This is a genomic window from candidate division WOR-3 bacterium (assembly GCA_016934535.1).
Taxonomy (GTDB): Bacteria; SDB-A; SDB-A; order SDB-A; family SDB-A; genus JAFGIG01.
The window spans coordinates 17128-36946 of the sequence record JAFGSQ010000062.1; the positions used below are offsets into that span (position 1 = coordinate 17128).

Annotated in this window: 13 protein-coding genes; 8 read left to right on the plus strand and 5 right to left on the minus strand. The window is 42.3% G+C overall.

Features of this window, described 5'->3' with window-relative positions:
• The first annotated feature begins 26 nt into the window (after positions 1-26).
• Genes JXL83_09095 through JXL83_09115 form a run of 5 tightly spaced genes read left to right on the plus strand, consistent with a single transcriptional unit; the run spans position 27 to position 3721 of the window.
• Complete coding sequence (locus tag JXL83_09095; GenBank protein ID MBN2364274.1) at positions 27-569, plus strand: DJ-1/PfpI family protein; 543 nt, start codon at positions 27-29, stop codon at positions 567-569.
• Positions 566-1201, plus strand: coding sequence for a thiamine diphosphokinase (locus JXL83_09100; GenBank protein ID MBN2364275.1), 636 nt, complete (start codon positions 566-568; stop codon positions 1199-1201). The genes JXL83_09095 and JXL83_09100 overlap by 4 nt, the downstream gene beginning before the upstream one ends.
• 35 nt (positions 1202-1236) lie before the next feature.
• A complete protein-coding gene (locus JXL83_09105) occupies positions 1237-2343 on the plus strand; it encodes a hypothetical protein (protein MBN2364276.1) in 1107 nt (368 codons plus the stop codon).
• A 15-nt stretch (positions 2344-2358) separates the two neighbouring features.
• Positions 2359-3447 (plus strand): trypsin-like peptidase domain-containing protein, encoded by a 1089-nt coding sequence (locus tag JXL83_09110; GenBank protein ID MBN2364277.1) that lies wholly within the window; start codon positions 2359-2361, stop codon positions 3445-3447.
• A 1-nt stretch (position 3448) separates the two neighbouring features.
• The gene (locus JXL83_09115; protein ID MBN2364278.1) at positions 3449-3721 is read left to right on the plus strand and encodes a hypothetical protein; all 273 of its coding nucleotides are present in this window, start codon (positions 3449-3451) and stop codon (positions 3719-3721) included.
• Positions 3722-3757: 36 nt separating this feature from the next.
• Here JXL83_09115 and argF read toward each other — a convergent pair whose 3' ends face one another.
• Complete coding sequence (argF, locus tag JXL83_09120) at positions 3758-4759, minus strand: ornithine carbamoyltransferase (GenBank protein MBN2364279.1); 1002 nt, start codon at positions 4757-4759, stop codon at positions 3758-3760.
• A gap of 163 nt (positions 4760-4922) precedes the next feature.
• On the opposite strand from argF, the gene JXL83_09125 reads away from it, so the two are divergent.
• Positions 4923-5462: a hypothetical protein gene (locus JXL83_09125; protein ID MBN2364280.1), complete on the plus strand. Its 540-nt coding sequence runs from the start codon at positions 4923-4925 to the stop codon at positions 5460-5462.
• 192 nt (positions 5463-5654) lie between these two features.
• Positions 5655-8372, plus strand: coding sequence for a PAS domain S-box protein (locus JXL83_09130; GenBank protein MBN2364281.1), 2718 nt, complete (start codon positions 5655-5657; stop codon positions 8370-8372).
• Between the two features lie 80 nt (positions 8373-8452).
• Here the strand turns inward: JXL83_09130 and JXL83_09135 are convergent, their stop codons facing one another.
• A complete protein-coding gene (locus JXL83_09135) occupies positions 8453-10849 on the minus strand; it encodes an ATP-binding protein (GenBank protein ID MBN2364282.1) in 2397 nt (798 codons plus the stop codon).
• Between the two features lie 147 nt (positions 10850-10996).
• Here JXL83_09135 and JXL83_09140 point away from each other — a divergent pair, with 147 nt between their 5' ends.
• The gene (locus JXL83_09140; protein ID MBN2364283.1) at positions 10997-11233 is read left to right on the plus strand and encodes a DUF1049 domain-containing protein; all 237 of its coding nucleotides are present in this window, start codon (positions 10997-10999) and stop codon (positions 11231-11233) included.
• On the opposite strand, the gene JXL83_09145 is transcribed toward JXL83_09140, so the two are convergent.
• The 3 genes from JXL83_09145 to JXL83_09155 are packed head-to-tail and all read right to left on the minus strand — an operon-like array spanning position 11211 to position 19488.
• On the minus strand, positions 11211-12251 hold the full coding sequence (locus tag JXL83_09145; protein MBN2364284.1) for a M42 family metallopeptidase: 1041 nt from the start codon (positions 12249-12251) through the stop codon (positions 11211-11213). The genes JXL83_09140 and JXL83_09145 overlap by 23 nt on opposite strands.
• A gap of 58 nt (positions 12252-12309) precedes the next feature.
• Positions 12310-15825 (minus strand): T9SS type A sorting domain-containing protein, encoded by a 3516-nt coding sequence (locus JXL83_09150; GenBank protein MBN2364285.1) that lies wholly within the window; start codon positions 15823-15825, stop codon positions 12310-12312.
• Positions 15826-15846: 21 nt separating this feature from the next.
• The gene (locus tag JXL83_09155) at positions 15847-19488 is read right to left on the minus strand and encodes a T9SS type A sorting domain-containing protein (protein MBN2364286.1); all 3642 of its coding nucleotides are present in this window, start codon (positions 19486-19488) and stop codon (positions 15847-15849) included.
• Between the last annotated feature and the right edge of the window lie 331 nt (positions 19489-19819).

Here is a 19819-nt window from a genome sequence, read left to right on the forward strand (position 1 = left end):
ACCGTTCGATAAAAAGGGGTGCCGCGTTGAAAACGATGATTATTATCGCGGATGGTTTCGAGGAAATCGAAGCGGTAACTGTTATTGATCTTTTTCGCAGAGCAGGAATTGAAATTGAGGTCACCGGTTTCAATTACGATACAGTTATAGGAGGGCACGGCGTCGTACTGAAAACAGATTCCGTGTTTGATCCGGCATCTGCTGGAAAATTCGATCTTCTGGTTCTACCAGGCGGTTTGAAAGCGGTCAATGCATTGGCCGAATCCGAAGCGATATTGGATACAGTGAGGATTTTTGACCGCGATAATAAACCTATATGCGCAATATGCGCGGCTCCAGTAATATTGGATCGAGCGGGGATATTGGAGAACAGAAAATACACTTCTCATCCTTCGGTTAAAAACAGCATAAACGGCGGATTTTACCAGAAATCCCGCATCTTTATCGACGGGAACATTGTGACGAGCCAGGGTCCCGGAACCGCTTTTGAATTTGCACTTTCCATTATAGAAAAAATTAAAAACAAAACCGTCGCGGATGAAATATCATCTGCATCCCTGATCCGATGAAAATCTGCATATCCCTCGCCGGAGAAAAAACGAAAAGAGAAGACGCGATAAATGAGATGTCAGACTCCGATTTACTCATCGCCGCAGACGGCGGCTACGACATACTCAGAGAATACGGAATAGAACCGGACTTTTTCATAGGAGACATGGATTCTACAACTTTTGGAGATATACCCGAAAAAACAATCACAATATTAGCACCCGCCGAAAAAGACCAAAGCGACTCTGAGCTCGCGGTAGATTTCGCCCTTTCCAAAAAACCAAGTAAAATTGTACTTATTAACGCCCTCGGCAAGAGACCGGATCATCTTTTTTCCAACATCTCTTTGCTCTTTAAAAAAACGGAAACAATAGAGATTCTCGACGATCACTGGACAATAACAGCCCTTTCAGGTCCTTGCTCTTATCGCCTTCAAAAAGCGTTTGAGAAACAGATGTTCTCAATTTTCGCTTTCGGCGATTCTTTGAAAGGGCTGACGATGAAAGGATTCAAATACGAACTCGACGACTGCGATGTTGACCCAGGAAGCAGGGGATTGAGCAATCACATGATTTCAGATATTATAGAAGTATCATTCCGCGAAGGCAAAGCCGTAATATTCATTGAACGTGACCCTGGCGGATATGAGTAAGAAAACCGGAATAAAAAACTCAAAACGGAGGTAAAATGAACAATTCGTACCTTTTTGAAAAACCTATAGGAGGCTTGATCGGACTCACCGATTTTACGGACAGATGGCAAGTCACCCTGGATTCTTTCAACAAAAAGAATTTCAGGGAAACTGTAATAAATTTCCTGAATTACCTGGACCCTGAAGTTGTAAAAAAACACGGAAATAAAAATAAAGACGAATTCGACATTCCCCACGGTTCCATTGTCATAAAACTTAAACTCACCGACAAAGAACTGGATATAAACGCCCCGTTTTTGAGTGTACCTGAGAAAAAAGTAAACGCCTTGCTCAGGCAGATCGCAGAAATAAACTTCTCAGTTCTTTTTTTAACTCAAATCGTCCTTGAAGAAGACAAGCTGTTTTTCAGGATAAAACTTCCCCTTGAATTGTGTGAGCCTTATAAACTTTACGACATTCTTTATGAAATATGCATTAACGCTGATCATTACGACGACCTCTTCATAGAAAAATTTCAGACTCAGAGGATATACACTCCAAAATTCACTCGCTATTCCGACAAGGAACTCAAGGATTATTTCGAAAAGTTCAAACTGCATGTTAAGGAAAGTCTTGATTTTCTTACATATTTCAAAGAAAAAAGATGGTTCGACATCGGAGTTGAATCTGCACTCATTTCGATGATGAAATTAGATTACATTTTTTCTCTTCAGGGGTTTTTGAGAACAGAAATAGAAAAAGCAATAAATGAATCCTACGCAAAAATCCCCCCGGCAGAAAAATTGGAACACGCGTACAGTTTTTTTGAAAACCTTGGATCAATTTCATATGAAAAATTCGCAGATTCAACGTACAAAACTGAGTTCTTAATTTCTGTGAGAAAACACGCCACTTTGCCAGTTGTCAAAAAACAACTTGAAAATTACTACAACAACGCTGAAAAAGACATGGCTTCTTCTGCGCACTTGAGCGCAGTTATATTCCTTCTTTACGACATATACAATTTATACTACAGGTTTCTTGTTCCTAAAAACATAGAAGAAACACTTAATCAAGGTTTGAAAAATTCTTCGGGAAAAGATTGGAAAACAGCCGCTGAAGAACTTTTCAAATCGATGACAAAAGTAATGAATTCTCAGTAATCTACGGAGGAAAAAATGGCAGACATAAATGAAATCTTCAATCTGGTTTATAAAATCAAGACTTCAAAAGGAAGCGGATCAGGGTTCTTTTCAAAAAAGCACGGTGTAATAATAACGAATCACCACGTGATTGACGGAGAGAGAGAAGTCTCTGTCGAAAATTCCGACAAAAAGCCTTTCAAAGCCGATGTCATTCTAATCTCTCCGAAATACGACCTCGCTTTTCTCAAGCCTTCGCGCGAAATTCCGTCTCCTGAAATCAATTTTTCAAGTACCGGAAATCTTAAAAATATGGACAAGGTTCTAGTTCTCGGCTATCCGTTCGGTTTTCCTTTCACGGTAACAGAAGGGATAATCTCTAACATGAATCAACTAGTCAACGGTCAATGCTACATACAGACAGACGCCGCGATAAATCCCGGCAACAGCGGCGGACCAATGGTTTTACCGGAAGGTAAAATAATCGGGATCACTACTTGCAAATTCAAAGAAGCTGAAAACATGGGTTTTTCACTCCCGGCGGACATCATTATGAAAGAGCTCGAGGTTTTTGAAAAGAAAATGCCCCATAAGTATTCGGTCAAATGCCCGTCGTGCAGTTTCCTGCTTGAACAGGAAGACGAATACTGTGAAAATTGCGGCGCCAAGCTTGACGCGAAAAAACTGTTCGGCAAAACTCCGATGAGCGCTTTATCATTGTTTATAGAAAAAACAATTCAAACAATGGGAATAGATCCGATCCTCGCGAGAAACGGCTATGAATTCTGGGAATTTCACAAAGGCAGCGCTCTTTTGAGGATATTCGTCTACAGAACAAATTACCTGATAGCAACCTGCCCTCTTGTCAAACTGCCCCAGGAAAATCTCACGGAGTTATACAAATACATACTCAGCAATCCGGCGCTTCCATTTTATCTCGGAGTTGACAAAGGAATTATATACGTATCTTACAGAATTCATCTCACCGACATCAATTCAAGTTTTTCGGAAAAAATAATGAAAAACATCCTGGAAATATCTTTGAAAGCCGACGAACTGGACAATTATCTCATCGAAAAATTCGGCTGCGTTTTGTCTGACGAAGCGGACAAGACGGCGGTATGAAATGCCTCAGATATTTGAAGGGGTCATGCTTGTCTGTTTCGGCTCAGCTTGGCCGTTTTCCATTTGGAAATCGTTCTCGTCCAAAAATAACGAAGGGAAAAGCCTCCCTTTCCTTTGGATAATTTTTATCGGATATCTTTGCGGGATAACTCACAAGATACTGGCAGTGCCGGACAAAATTACGTTTCTTTACGCGTTAAATGCTCTTATGGTCCTGACCGATATCACTCTTTTTTACAGGAACAGAACCTTTGCAAACAAAAGCGCGGCGTGACTTACGCCCCGCCGCGCAGATTATTCTCAGTAATCATTAATCCCCTAAAGAAGCTACCATTACTGCTTTTATTGTATGCATTCTGTTTTCTGCCTCATCGAAAACGACGGAAGCAGCAGATTCAAATACTTCCTCTGTGACTTCAAGACCGTCGAGATTGTATTCCTTGAATATCTTTTCTCCGAGTGAAGTTTCCCTATTGTGAAAAGAAGGAAGGCAATGCAAAAAACGAACATTTTTGTTCCCTGTTTTTTCGACGAGAGTCTTGTTCACCTGATAGGGTAGCATCTTTTTTATCCTGTCTCTCCACAAGTCTTCGGATTCACCCATTGAGAGCCAAACATCCGTGTAAAGAAAATCCGCCCCCTTGACCGCTTCCTCGGGATCCTCGGTCACGGATATCTTTGCTCCATTTTCTCCCGCCAGTTCTCGGCATTGTTTCAACAGTTTTTCATCAGGGTGTCTGTCTTTAGGACCGGCAGCCCGGAAATCAATTCCCATTTTTGCAGATCCAACCATCAGAGAATTCGAAACGTTGTTTCTGGTGTCTCCAAGAAAGCAAAGCGACATTTTGTGCAGAGGTTTTTCGTTATGTTCGATCATCGTCATGAAATCAGCGAGTACCTGTGTCGGATGAAATTCATCGGTCAATCCGTTCCAAACCGGAACGTTAGAATATTTGGCGAGAGTTTCCACTATGTTTTGTCCAAAACCCCTGTATTCTATTCCGTCGAACATCCTTCCCAAAACCCTTGCAGTGTCTTTTATGCTCTCCTTTTTACCCATGTGAGAGCCTTCGGGTCCGAGATAGGTGACGCAAGCGCCTTGATCGAATGCGGCGCTTTCGAAAGCGCATCTTGTCCGCGTCGAAGCTTTTTCGAAAATCAGGGCGATCTTTTTTCCTTTAAGTCTCTGCTGTTCACAACCGGCAATTTTCGCTCTTTTCAGGTAAAATGAAAGGTCAAGCAGGTACTTTATTTCTTCCTGAGTAAAATCGAGAAGTTTAAGAAAATTCCTGTTCCGCAAATTGAATGACATTTGAGCTCCTTTTGTATTGCGCTTTTTATTCCGTACAATGTTTCGGGAAAATTGCGTTCGATAATATCAGAAATTGAGGGATTTTTCAACCCTTGAAAAAAAGATTTTTCTTTTTGCACTTTCAAGTATAATAGCTTTGCAAGCGGATTGGAAAAAGAAAAAAATGACTGGATTTACAAAAAATTTCACAAATCATAAGCATCTTGCAGCGACAATATTATTTGTTGTGTCCCTGCCGGCTCATGCAATAACATCTGATTTGCCAGCTGAGGAACCGGAATTCGTATACAAAAGAGTTTTCCCATATAACATCGCCTTGACGTATAACGAAAAAATCGGAATAAATGCTGAGATAAATCTTTATATTCCTAGAACAGTCAAACTCTCGTGGCCGTATATAGTCAATTACAGTATAATGGACGGACCATTCCTCTCAATAAATGCAGGGTATAGAGCCGCGGGTATTGGCCTTGGATACGGCTTATTTACAAGATCTTTGGGCACGACAGGAACCAATTTAGCCGTCAAACTTCTTTACTCATACGGCTTATCCGAGCACATCGTAATGCATTCGTACTACTTGAATACCGAACTGGAATCTATCGTCATGTTCTTTTGTTTCGAAGCAGGTCATTTAAAACGCATCAATAGCCGGGAAGAGACGAGAAACCTGTTTTATTTCGGCTGTGGCATAAAATTGTAAAAATTTATTCTTAATTTTATTGACACAATCCACGTTTCCTCAGTGAATACTTGCTATTTACGATAATTACCTTTACCTTTAGCGATTCATGCTATTTTAATTTTTCTTTTCAAAACCGGGAATATTTGATAGAATGAACTTTAATTTACCGCATTCCCTATTAAACATTTAACAGTTGTGCATGTTGTTGTTATGAAAAAAAAAATTAAAACGAAAAAAAAACATCCTCTTGTTCTCTTTTTTACTGACGGTAAAAAATCTTCATCTAAAATCATAAAAACGCTTGAAAACCAAGGCTTTTCAGTCCAAGTTTCCAAGGACAGGCCAAAATGCATCGCCATATCGGAAAAGATTAAACCAGATCTGGTGATTTTCAGTGCTTACGAAAGAGGAGCAAAAAACGCTTCTTCCTTCAGAAAGTTTAAATTGAACGCCAAATTGAGATCGACGTCGCTTATTTTTATTCTCGCATCAGAGAAACAAACAGTTGACGTAACCCCTGATCTTGGTACAATCGACGATTTCATATTGGCTCCCTTTAAACCTGCTGAATTGGTAGGCAGAATTACAAAATGCCTGGATAAAAACAAGTCTTCACCGAAAGCAAAAAAGAAAAGCAGAATTTTATCTTCCCGTATTGAGAAAATCGAGAACGATTACATGAGGCTCATCGAATTCAATCCGGCTGCTATAGCTATTCATTCGGAAGGAAAAATCATATACGCTAACAAAAGAGCCGCCTTTTTGACAGCGGCAAAATCACCGGATGATCTTATAGGACGTCCGGTTTTCAGCTTTGTTCATACTGATTTCAGACAGATAGTCTCGGAAAGAATTAAACTCGCCCAGGAACATGATAAACATTCTGATCCAATTGTGGAGAAATTTCTCAGACTCGACGGAAGAGAAATTGACGTCGAAGTCGCCTCTTTTCCTATAACATTTAAAAACAAGAAATCGAGCATAGTGGTCGTATGGGACATAACTGACCTGAAAAAAGCAGAGAGTGAACTGAAAGAGTCGGAAAATAAATTCAAGCTCCTCTTCGAAAACCTCCCAGACGCCGTGATATTGAGTAAGATAGGAGGAGAAAACAGCGGATTGATTGTTGACGCAAACAAATCCGCCGAATCCCAAACTGGATACACCAAAGATGAAATAATAGAAAAAAACGTACTTTCAGACCCGTCCGTCAGAGTAGCTGACAAAGAATCGATTCCGGAATTCATGGAAAATCTCTCCAAAGGCATCCCTGTTCTTTACACGGACGAAAAGACAAAAAAAGACGGAACCCGGTATTGGGTGGAAGCTCTTACCACGCTTCTCAATCGAGGCGAAGATTCTTTGTCGGTATCCGTATGCAGAGACATAACTCAGCAGAAATTGACAGAAGAAAATGTTCTGATGCTCTCTCACGCTGTCGAGCAAAGCCCGACCCTGATCATGATAACCGACAAAAACGGTTCAATAGAATACGTCAACCCAAAATTTACTGAAGTTACAGGGTATTCTCTTGAAGAATCCGTCGGCAAGAATCCGAAATTTCTTAAAACCGGCGAAACCGATGAAATTGAATACAAGGAGCTATGGGACACTATTAACTCGGGAAGGACGTGGAAGGGAGAATTCAAAAATAAAAAGAAAAACGGCGACACATATTGGGAATCGGCGACCATTGCGCCTGTCAAAAACGACAAAGGCGAAATAATCAGATTTTTCTCGGTAAAGGAAGACGTCACAGCAATCCGCCAGCTCAATCAGCAGCTGGCTCAAGTTCAGAAACTTGACTCAATCGGCACTCTCGCAGGTGATATGGCACATGATTTTAGGAACATAATTTCTGTAATAACCAATTTAGCCGAGATCATCAACATGAAGATCGATTCCGGAGAAGCGGTAAATCAGGAATTGATGTTTATAAAGGATTCATGCAGAAAAGCTTCTGACCTGACAAACAGACTGCTCACTTTCAGCCGAAAACAGGACTTCTCGCCCGTATTTCTAGACCTTAACGAGTCGATAAGAAATTTCAAGGAGATGACGAGCCATCTGGTCGGCAGTGACATAGAGATAGAACTCAGGCTTTCCGCTGACATTGAACCGATCAAAGCAGATCCTCTTCAGCTGGAACAAATACTAATCAATCTGACTGTGAATGCCAGAGACGCCATATTACAAAAACATGACGGCGAAAAGAGAATCATAATTGAGACGAAAGGCATCTGGCTCGATGAATCTTACTCAATGATGCACATAGGCATAACTGAAGGGGATTATATCCAGATCTCAATCAGCGATACAGGCATCGGTATGCCGGAAGATGTGATTCAGAGGATTTTCGAGCCTTTTTTCACGACGAAAGAAAAGGGTAAAGGATGCGGTCTGGGGCTTTCCATCATATACGGGATAGTGAAACAAAACCATGCGGGCATAAGCGTATACAGCGAAAAGGATCACGGAACTACATTAAAAATTTATTGGCCTGTCTCTAACGGAAAACACCTGAAAACTTCCATAAAAAATACAAATATCAAAGGCGGGAATGAAACAATTCTTATCGTAGACGACAACGAATGCATCAGAAATTTTTCTTTTATATTACTTAAAAAGCTTGGTTACACAGTGCTCGAAGCCAAGAACGGAGAAACTGCTCTAAAACTTCTCGAATCGTCAGACTACGCGGTAGATCTTGTGCTGACAGACATCATCATGCCTGTAATGAACGGCAAAGAATTATCAAATATAATCGCCGAAAAAAATCCAAAAGTTAAATTTCTGTTCTGTTCCGGATATCCCAACGGACACATTCCTGTGAAAGAGGGATTCGAAAACGGGACGAATTTCATTCAAAAAGCTTTTTCAGAGGAGAAACTGGCCAGAAAAATCAGGGACGTCCTCGACTCTGATTAAGCACTTTCCTGTTATATCCCATGTTCATTCACAATGATCCTTCAAGGACATTGGTTATGAAAGCGCAAAATCACTCGGATTTATTTAGTCGGTTCCCAGGCCAGGCAAGTCAAATCTATGAAAATGTCTTTCTTTTTCGGAAAAATTTTCTCTCTCACCACCTCAAGTTCCGAAGAATCGAATTTTTTCTGTAAAATCGAAATATCATTCTCAAGATCGGTGTTCAGAGATTTTTTTTCGGCCAGTATCTTTTCATAGTTTTCTTTAGCCCTGCCAGCCTCTTTGTTTTTTTTTGTCACTCTTGAAACGCTTCTCACTGAGGATGCGGCTCTGCTCAAATTTGAAGCGCTGATTCTCCTGCCTCCCAAAAATGCACCGATAAATGTGGAACCGAATGAAATCGCCGATTGTGATTTTTGATCAGACACTTCGTCCTTTTTTTTCTCAAATACATGCAATGCCTTTCTTTCTCTTTCTTCAAGCTTAGTCATTTTTGAAGCGTATTTCGATCTGAGTTTTTCGACTTCTTCGTCTCTTTTTTCACGAAGGTGTTGAATCATTCTTATTCTGAAATCTCTTTCGTCCTCATCGATACCGGACACTTCCCCCAGAGTAGGAATTCGTTTTATCTCGGCAAAGACGTTCCTCTGAGCCCAGTCTTTGATTGCTTTTTCCGAAACTGAAAAGAATTTGGCATTAAAAGCTTCTGGCGGGACACTGGAAAACTCCGCGTCTTCTTTGTACGGTTTGTCATTGAGATCTTTTAAATTCAACTTCATCTCTTTGATAGATTCAATTTCTGGTCCTTGATTGATATTTGAAAAAGGAGCGACAATAATGCATTTTTTTTCGTGAGTTTCTTCGGATTTTTCCTCTTTAAAAAACAATCTTCCGATCGAAAGAATTACGGGTCTGTAAACCAATTTGCCTGACTCGGATACGCTTTCGCCGAGCGGAATAAAATACTCTTTTATGCTTTCGGGAATGAACGGTTTGGAGTGAGCTGAAACTGATTCGACAGAATCGACGGCTGCCGGCTCAGGTAAATTGTCTTCAGTCCTGACAGGAGTTTCTTCCTTCGGCGATAAAATTTTTATCTGTTCTTTCGTTATCGGACCTCTGAGATACGAAAGCGCCCATCTCGTCTTAAAAAGTTTGGGTTTTTCTTCGTGAATATTTCTCATCAAAAAGACCCTTTTGCCTATGCCGGATATCAGGTTCGATATCTCGTTTTTTGTCATCTGAAAATCCGAAGCCGAACTTTCAAGACCTTCGAGCAGTTTTTCCTTATCTCTCGCAGTTTGAAGTTTTCCAATAAACCATGTGCCTATGTTTGACAGACCTTTGTAATCAATGTCCGCGGGATTTTGAGTCGCCAAAACCACTCCCAGGCCGAAAGCGCGAGCTTGTTTCAGCAAAGACATCAATGGCGGTTTGGACGGAGGATTCGCCACGGGGGGAAAATATCCAAATACCTCGTCCATGTAAAATATTACTCTCAAACTGGATGTGCCTTCCTGCGATCTGGTCCACTCAAGAAGGCTGGTCAGAAAAAGAGAAACAAAAAACATTCTTTCTGAATCATTGAGATGAGATATCGAAAAAATACTCACGCGCGGTTTTCCGTTCTGTCCGTACAGATATTTTTCAATTTCCAGAGGGTTGCCTTGCGTCCAAGCGGAAAAAACCGGCGAAGCCAGAATGTTGTTGAACTTCATCGACAGTGCAAACCTGTCTTTGGAAGGGAAAAAAGATTCAACACTCACTACGCCGACGTTCGTCATCGGAGGTTTTTGAATGGACCTAATAATTGTTTCCAGGCTCATGTCCTCTTTATTACTCCAATAATAATCGAATATGTTTGTTAAAAGAATGTGTTCTCTGCTGTTCAAAGGATCTGCTTCAATACCGACGAGATTTAAAAGTCCCGTGACCGTGGAATTAATCTTTTCTGCGAGAAATTCACGGTCGGATGCTGTTTTTTCGCCTGGTGCCTGAAAAGATTTCAGAAAAGAAACCGGATAACCGGCACTGCTTCCCGGCGTATATATTCTGAACTCCGCTGAATCTTTCAAGAGTTTGATTCTTTCAGGATTCTGCCCCCATTCTGAAATGCCTTTTCTCCAAACGTCCGCCTGCTTTTCAGCAAAATCTTTTTCTGTCATTTGTTCTTTTCTGGCCTCGTCATAATTTATCCAAGGTAAAAAATCTTCGGTTTTCAAATCGGGAAAAGTGAGTAGAAGATTTGAGATGTCTCCCTTCGGATCGATCACCAGCGCAGGTATGCCGTCAATGGCTGCTTCTTCAAGCAGCGTCACGCACAATCCTGTTTTCCCGCTTCCTGTCATTCCAAGGCATACGGCATGCGTTACTAAATCTCTTGAATCGTACAGTAAAAAACCGTCCGTAGTTTTTTGATTTTTTGTGTCGAATTCTTTTCCCAAATAAAAAAGACCCAACTTTTCAAAATCCTGCATAATAAACTCCATTTTATGAAAACATTCAAAAACATTATATCATGCAAAAAGAAAATCCGACTTCTTAACTTTGCACCGAACAAAATCGCATTTGCATAAAAACCGATTGTTTTGTTTAATTATATAAACACAAGAAAAGGAGTATCCATGAGATATTTGTACTTGGTTCTAATAATATTGTTTTTTTGTACAATCATCGTGTTCGCTGTTCAAAACAGAGAAACCGTGACGCTTTCCTTTCTGGGGTGGAAGACAACTTTGCCTTTGGCTTTTCAGGTCATCATAGTATATTTTCTTGGAATGCTGACCGGTGGAAGCGTCATCGCGTTTTTAAAAAAATCCTTTGAGGGCTTCAAAAAACCTAAGGACAAACCGGAGAAGTGATATACTCTTTCAGAAGCGTCAAAGTATTTTCAATACCCTCTATGTGAGTTCTTTCGTAGCCATGCGAAGCTGAAACCCCCGGACCAACCAGTCCGTGCCTAATGTCGAATCCGGCACGCAAAGCCGCGTCAGCATCTGAACCGTAATAAGGATATATATCAACCGCGTAGTTCAGATTTTTTTCCTTCGCAATTTCCAGCAACTTAGATGTAATTCCGTAATCGTATGGTCCGCTCGAATCTTTCGCGCATATCGATACTTTAAATTCGTCGGTCTCGAGGTCATCTCCCACCGCCCCCATATCTACTGAGATCATCTCGACGGTGTCTTCAGGCAATCCTGAAGAGGCTCCGTGACCAACTTCTTCGAAAGTAGTGAACAGCAAATACACTTTTCTTTCCGGTGTGACTTTTTTTTCTTTGACGTATTTCGCAAGAGCCAGCAAAATCCCGGTACTCGCTTTATCGTCAAGGTGTCTGCTTTTTATGAAACCGCTCCCGGTTTGCACGGTTCTCGGATCGAAAGTGATAAAATCACCTGCTTTTATACCCAAAGCGCAAAGATCTTCTTTATTCTTTACTTTTTCGTCTACGACTACTTCAAGATTTGAATCGTCTCTTTTTACTTCTCCGACGTTTCTGTTGACGTGCACGGATGATTTTATCAATTGAACAGTGCCCGGAAAAGATTTCCCGTTACGTGTGTGAATGGTGCAATTTTCACCCTCGATGAAATTCTCGGGATATCCTCCTATCTTCGTCAGCCTGAGTCTTCCATTAGGTTTTAAAGCGCGTACCATTGCGCCTAGCGTGTCTATGTGTGCGGCTAAAACGAGAGAGTCTCCTGAACCGCCAATATTAGTTATAACAGACTTCTTGTTCGTGTAGACTGATTCAAATCCCGTAGCGCTCAATTCGTCGAAAATATACTTTTCTATGTTTTTCGTGAATCCTGAAGGGCTAGGTATTTTGCACAGTTCAATAATTTTTTTTACTGCGTAATCAGTGTATTCCTTCAAAAAACCTCCCCAAAAAGCAGGTCATAAAATCGCCGGTTCGAATAGAGAAAACAATGAATCATCTGACTACTATGAATTTGTCTCCTGAATAACTGTTTCCCGAGGTCACTCTGTAAAAATAAGTTCCGGAAGAAACCAGTTCGCCTCTGTCGTTTCTGCCGTCCCACTCTATGGCGTATCTTCCGGGTGTTTGCTCTCCCTCGTACAATTTTATAACTTCTCTTCCGGTCAAATCGTAAACAGAAACCTCGACGAACGAAAAACTTCCCAAAGCATAAGAAATCAATATCCTGCCGAACGTCGGATTTGGGTACGCCCTGAATACTTCAAAACCTCCGTTATATACCGGTACTTCAGGTTCTTCAGCGCCGGTTAATCCCGATGAAAGCGCAACGGAAACGTCGTCGAAATAATACCCTTCGGCGTTGTCGACCGGATTTGAGAAAAACAGCCAGCACAAAAGGACATCGCCCTCGTAGTCCAGCACGAAATCCTGTCTCTGCCACGAGGATTGACTGCCGGTGTATATCGAATCGTACGGAGCGTAAGCCCATTTTCCCGTGTATCCCTGAACCGGATTGACAAGTATCCAAGTTGAACCGGCGTCTGTCGAGATCTGGACCTGAACTTTGTCCTTGTTGTCATATATCTCATATTTATGCCAGAAACTTAATTCACTTCCGCGCGATATGGTCAGCGTCGGAGTGACAACCCTGGAATTCACTACTGAATTCGCGTAAGTCCATATATTCTCAACACCGCTGTACATCGAATTTACAGGACTGTTCGAAGAATGCTGTGTGACGTGCCAGCAAGAAGGGCCGGAAAAAGTCCAATCCGCTATGGTTCCTTCGAAATCTTCTGTGAAAGCGTCCCCGATATAGACAGTGAATGTGTCGTAAAAAACATCGAGACTTTCGGTTTTAAGTTCGAACACCAAATCTATGTATGAAGGTTCGGGGCAATTCTCGGATATTGAAATTGAAAACTGCCTGTATAATTCCACTGTTGATCCCGAATTAATGCTTTGAATGTTTTCAGAGGAATCCAGGACGGTCGCATAAGGATTCGAACATCTTAGTTTGACAGCGGGATTGACAGCGTCTGCGCTTCCGTTGTTTCTGATAACAGGCGTCAGAAGCATGGTGTCGCCCGGACCCGCTGTTTGAGGGCCTTTCAGATATGTAAAATCAATCTCAGGCGAGTTTACTGATATCTCGAATGAGCTTTGCCAGGAACTGTCGTTCTGGTCAAAACAGACAAGATCGATGACGAAATTTGTTCCGTCAAAAATGTTGTTGTGAACTTGAAAAGCCGCGCTGTTCGAAGACGAAGTTGTGTCCAAAGGATTTATGTCGCCGAACATCATAGTGTCGGGAGAAAAGACAATCCCCGTCTCAGAACAGGACAAAACTCCTCTGACTCCGTTTGCCGTCTGCGAACCGAAATTCGACACGTTAAGCTTCACTGAATAATTACAGCCTGTATTTATCTGGCCGTTCTGATAACCGCCCTGAAGGGTTTCTATGCCTGTGAAAGCTATGAAGGACGAAGAACTCGTCACGATTATCGTGTCCAAAAAAGCTCTGCAGTCCTGCGCTGTGACCGTCAAAACTGCGTCCGTCGCTGATACGAAATTACAATTGATGACGGCGTTTCCTGAGGCATCCGTGAAAGCGCGGTATTTTAAATCCTGATCGTCTTTATCGGACAAACAGCATAAAGCTCCTGAAACAGGACCTCTTGCGGAAACAACCGACACAGTGTACTGAACCGGTCCGAGGTTGACAACAGGATTATTTGATACGTTCAATCCCGAAGGTTCCATTGAATAAATGGGAGTCTCAGGGTCCGCGAAAAGGTTCAGTTCAGTGACGCACCAGTGCTCCCCCTGACTCATACCCGGAACCATTCTGTCCTTGCTCAGACCGTGCGCAGCGCCAATGTTCCAAGTCTGATCTACAAAAATAACTTCCGCGAGCCAAATGCAAAGCCATTCGGAAGGGCCGAAAGAAGGAGGAGAGCCCCAGCCGTACCTTGCGTTGAACTGAACGGCTATGGCTCCGCCGTTTGCGGCGTTAAAAAGTTTTTCTCCCATACATTCATTGTTGTCGAACCATCCGGGTTCGCAAGCCATGGAATGTATTACTCCGAGTTTCGAGCCATTCGTAGTCGTCGAAGCGGTTGAACCGTTCAACATTGCGCCTCCCGGTTCGTACCAGTAAACTCCGTCAATGTTTCCGTGTCCAGCCAACTGACACCAGGCATAACCCTGACTGAATGAATCCGGGAAACCCTGTGGAAAAGACAAAGTGTCAGTCTGATACATTTTATTGTGCTGCCAGGCGACGGGAAGACAGTTGTCGGTGATGTAATTGCAAACTCTGTTACCGTAATAATTTACATTCGGCCAAAGACCGGCTCCAGCCATGAGCGATCTTTCATGATAACCGGTTGACGGATTTCTCTCGTACTCAATGACTTTATCAGTCCATCTTTGAACTTCGGAAGCGGAATTGAGTGGAAACCTGCCAACATATACATCGCTGTACCAGTCACAGCCGTCTCCGCTGTATTCTCCGTATATGTGATTCCCATTGGCGTCCCAGTTCGAAGCGTAAGGAACAACGTCCGAAAAATACAAGTCGGCAGGCGTATTTTCCGTTGTCGAGTAATTCCTTATGGGGATTATTCTCGCTCCGAGATTGTCGTAATCCCCAGCCAGAACTAAATAAATGAGACCGTGATTCTGATGCATGTCCTGGATAAAGTTCCTTATTTTTTCCATGTTGTCGTAACCGCTGTAATTGGCATAAATCCATTCTGCAGAAACGACTGAAGAAGAAAATCCCTTTCTCGACTTCCATTCCAGAAGTTCATCGAATTCTCCGGCGAGGTTCTGGGGTGTCACTATTATGTATTCGTTCGCAGAATCCCTGAGTTCCTTTACCAAAGGCCTGAATGCTGCAGCGTCCAAGGGATTTTCGACAATATTTTCCACGTCTCTTATGAAAATCCGTGACTGATTTTCCGTCAGGAAAATATTTTCTCCGAGTCCTTCATCATAATGGATGACGACCTGACAATCGTTGAGAAAATAAAGTTCTCCGGTCACTGGATTAAACTTGAACGGACACAATTCAAAACCGCATATGGCAAAACCGGATTTGTTGCCGGTTGAAAATCCCCCTATGGTCGCATCCGGCGTAAACGCGTCTTTTGAATATATTTCGGGATTTTCAGGTACGAAAGTAAAATATTCACCTGCTCTCACGAATCCCTGGGAAGGGAAAATCCTGTAATTGCCAAGGTACAACCAATTCTCGTCCATTGTTTCAACTTTCCTGACTACAGAACCCGTCGGGATACTGTACTGGAGTTTCAACGCGGGAAGAGAAGGAGATCCTTTTTCAGCCGACACAAAACCGTCACTCATTTCAATAATACTTCTGCCTTCAATTTCCCTTATCGAATAATCATTATCCCCAAAAAATAGATTGTATTTCAGTACCCCCGAATTAATTGAAGAAAACGTCAAAAGGGTTAAAATCGCCGAGGCTAATATCAGTTTCAAAATTTTCTCCTTGGTAATTGATTATCTGATCAGAATAAGTTTCTCTCCGGCACTAAAAGATCCTGCTGTCATTCTGTAAAAATACGTCCCGCTTCCGACGAATTGACCGAATTCATCCCTGCCGTCCCATTCGGACCTGTAAGTGCCCGGCTTCAGGACAGCATCGACTAATGTCCTGACAATTCTTCCTGAAACATCATAAACAGAAACGCTGACCATTGATTCCTCTCCGATGCTGTAAGCTATTACCGCGCGGTTTCTCATGGGATTGGGATATATTCTGTTTATAGCAAACACATACGCACGTTCCACCGGAGTCTCTTCTTCTTCGGCACCCACAAATCCCGAACCAAGAGACAGAGTTACATCGTCAAAATAATAACCTTCTGCGGATATCGTCGGATTCGAGAAGAAAAGCCATGATAATTTCATCGTACCTTCTCCGTAAAGCCTTATGTTCTGTTCCTGCCATGCGGTCTGGGAACCGGTGTAAATTGAATCGTAAGGAGCGTAAGCCCAGGCACCCGTATAGCCTTCTTCGGGATTTATCAGAGTCCAGATCGTTCCTCCGTCTGTGCTGTATTGAAGCTGAACTTTGTCATAATTGTTGGCCATTTCGTAACGATGCCAAAAGGACAGAACGCTGTTGCTGACGTAATGAAGATCCGGGGAGATTACTCTTGAATTGGCCACAGAATTCGAATATTGCCATGAGTTTTCGTTGCCGCAATACATGGATTTAACCGGACTGTGGCTTGCATGCTCTGTAACGTGCCAGGACGAAGGTCCGGAATGGGACCAGGTTGGCCCTCCCGTCTCAAAATCTTCAGCAAAAGCGACGCCAGCCCCAATCGTAAATGTGTCTGAAAAAACCATTCCTCCCTGAGAACGGGCAGTCAATATCATTTCCGCAAAACGTCCCTGGGGACACGATGGAGCAACTATAATTCTGAAAGCACTGTCCAAAATCACTTCTTCCTGGCTCAACAGACTGTCTATTAAAGCATGCGAATCAGGAACCGAAAAGTAGGAGTCATTAATTTCACATGAAAATTCGATTTCATAAGCCGTTCCGGAGCCAGAATTCTTCAGACCGGCAGAAATTCTGAAGTCGTTTCCGGGTTCGATTGTTTCAGGTCCCCCGAGAGATGAGACTGAAAGGTCAGGAGAGTTCGACATAACAATTACTTGACTCGTCCATTCAGAATCGTTTGAATCGAAGCATCGAATCTCGAATAACACCGAAGTGCTGTCAGGGATTGAATTCGATAATAATATTCCCAGGGTCTGCGTTGTCTGGGTTGTGTCCATTGAGTTAATTGAACCGTAATTTACAGTGTCGTTGAGAATTGTAACATTTGGGTCGGAACTTGTCAGATACCCCAAAACATTTTGCGCGGTGACCCCGCCCCAATTAGAGACCTGAAGCGTGAGAGAATATGTCTGTCCGGGATTAAACTGTCCGTTGCTGTTTCCACCCGTCGTGTCACTGATGTGAGAAAAGACTACAAAAGGTAACGAGGCTGGTACGACCATGAGTTTTCTCGTGTATCTGTAAAAATTCTGAGATATAACGGCTAACTTGATTGTGTCGCCTGCATTTTGAGGTTCTATGGAGTAAAATTCAAGCGATCCGGTCCCTTCTCCCCTTCCGATCACGTTTGCCCCCCTGGAAAACGCCACAATGCTTCCTGCGGGAGCCTCAACGGCGAAAGAATCAACTCCTGCCAATACTGCGTCAGGGTGTGTGACTGTGAGATGCTGGGGCACTTCAGAACACATTCTCATGTAAGGGTCGCCAAAATGATGCATGAGATGATAAGTTACCGGTTTTGATGTTGAACCGCACCAGCTTGAATAACTAAGATAATATTTGGCATACATCATAGCCCATCCCGGTCTGACGTCAGCTTCACTGCCTGACCCCTGATTGGGATCGAACCAGGGCCAGAGATAATCATATAATCCCCAAGCGTAGACATCGTTGACAAAAGAATATGATACTTCGGAGGCGGCGTTTACTCCCACTGCGCCTTTTTCCGTGATTCTGTGAAATCTTTCGGCAAAAACTTCGCTCGAGTTATTGTATTTTCCTGTCAAGCAGTTAGTAGACATCACAAAAGGATATTTATTTGGAAGGTTTTGAAGCTGATTTATGTTGCTTATATTAAAACCAGGCTCACCCCACCCGTCCACACTTCCGTGATCCCTGTGCTGAAGCATAAAAGCACCAGAGTTGACCGAGTTCACTATGTCGGCCGCAGTTCCGTACCAGTTAATTCCGTTAGGCACAGTCATTTCTATATATCCGAGCGCGTTAAAGTAATTTACAACCGTAGAAGTGTATGCCGCCGAAGACCAAGCCATGCCCGGCGCAGGATTCGGCGCCTGGTAAATCGCGTAAACTCTCACTGGATCTTTCGAAAGCGATTTATCCCAAAATCCCCAAATTACTTCAGCGCAGAGCTGAAACCATCTTTCGTACTGCCATCCGCAAGCGGATATGGGGTTGTCATAAAAAAGCGCTTCCGTCGTCGGATTTCTTTCGAGTTCAAAATCCTTTGTTATCATTTCCCTGAGCTGATCTTCATTCTGAGCGCATATTCTGCCTATTGCCATATCTGGCAGATTATCGCCGTCTACATCGGCGTAAATGTTATCCGAGACGCAATAACTGTTATACATGGGAGAAGTTATCCCGTAATCTTTTCCGCTGGCAGGATAATCCGACAAAATCAGGACGGCTTCAGGAGGTATTGTCCAGTTGTAGTAGGCGTCGCTTATAAAATTGTCTATTATTGTCGAAGTCGATCCTCCTATGTCAGTCAGTGTGAAAACTTGCGTGATGATACCCTCTTCGATTCTGAAATCTCTAATGCTTTCAGCCCAGACAATGAATATCGAATCGTCAGGTACTAAAATAATAAACTCGGCATTATTTTTTGAATCACTGGAAACCAATGCGGTTCTGGCGGCGTAATCAATCTTTGGAAGATCGGAATAATTGATTATGAGTGATCTCAAAACTCTGTCCCAATTTTGCGTTCTCAGCCTGTCTTCACCGATTTTCCCTTGTCCTCCGGAAAATGAAACTGAAAAATCAATTTTGTTATATACCGTGAGTATTTCTGATTCAGAATTCCAGCTGAAGGGCATGACTGTTATTGTGACAAGATCAACTCCTCTGAGGCTCCATTTTTCAGAAATGAAAACGTTTTGAGAAGGATAAGTTTTATTTCCCAAATAAATTTCTGAATCTGGTATGTAACGCAGGGGCGAATCATCGTTGTCTGAAGGAATCTCAAAAGCTGGAACTGGCAATACCCCTTCGTATATCTCGGTTTCAGCGCTGCTGACATTTAACATGACTTCAGCGCCTTTTGGAACGGCTATTACCTTAGAAAAAGCAGGGAAACCGGGTTTTCCAGGTTCTCCTGGAAGAACTATGCCGGATGCTGAAACTTCCTGGTATATTATCCCATCGGCTTCAAAATCAGCGATTTCAAAAAATCCGAGTACAAAATTCATATCGAGTCCTGTAATGTCAGATCTGCTGATATCCAAACGCATGATGTCCCGTCTGTTCGTCTGAGAAATTGCCTGAGAATTTACAGTTGATGTCGTAATGATTATCATTAAAAGGACTTGTAATAAATATTTCACTTTGCCTCCTTATTTAATTATTCTTTTAATTTTACAATCTTTTAATAATTTGTCCATTTATAAATGACTGTTTTTAATTAAAACAAGTTTAATCTTGCCGTCTGAAAACAATACTTTTGAATCAAATTCGCGTCCATTCGTGGTTAAATCTTCTTTTTCTTTCTATTTTAAAATAAAAGAGGGGAGCACAGCTCCCCTCTTTAGTTCAAGTTAAAGTCTTTTTTCTTATCTCACTACCACTATCTTGTTGGCGTCCTGGAACGAACCGGCCACTATCCTGTAGAAATATGTTCCCGATGAAACAAGAGATCCTCTCTCGTCTCTTCCGTCC

Bases quoted from the DNA above. Each gene is read 5' to 3' on its own strand.
- JXL83_09135 (MBN2364282.1), bottom strand. From the start codon at position 10,849: ATGCAGGATTTTGAAAAGTTGGGTCTTTTTTATTTGGGAAAAGAATTC.
- JXL83_09115 (MBN2364278.1), top strand. From the start codon at position 3,449: ATGCCTCAGATATTTGAAGGGGTCATGCTTGTCTGTTTCGGCTCAGCT.
- JXL83_09100 (MBN2364275.1), top strand. From the start codon at position 566: ATGAAAATCTGCATATCCCTCGCCGGAGAAAAAACGAAAAGAGAAGAC.
- JXL83_09140 (MBN2364283.1), top strand. From the start codon at position 10,997: ATGAGATATTTGTACTTGGTTCTAATAATATTGTTTTTTTGTACAATC.
- JXL83_09130 (MBN2364281.1), top strand. From the start codon at position 5,655: ATGAAAAAAAAAATTAAAACGAAAAAAAAACATCCTCTTGTTCTCTTT.
- JXL83_09105 (MBN2364276.1), top strand. From the start codon at position 1,237: ATGAACAATTCGTACCTTTTTGAAAAACCTATAGGAGGCTTGATCGGA.
- JXL83_09110 (MBN2364277.1), top strand. From the start codon at position 2,359: ATGGCAGACATAAATGAAATCTTCAATCTGGTTTATAAAATCAAGACT.
- JXL83_09125 (MBN2364280.1), top strand. From the start codon at position 4,923: ATGACTGGATTTACAAAAAATTTCACAAATCATAAGCATCTTGCAGCG.
- argF (MBN2364279.1), bottom strand. From the start codon at position 4,759: ATGTCATTCAATTTGCGGAACAGGAATTTTCTTAAACTTCTCGATTTT.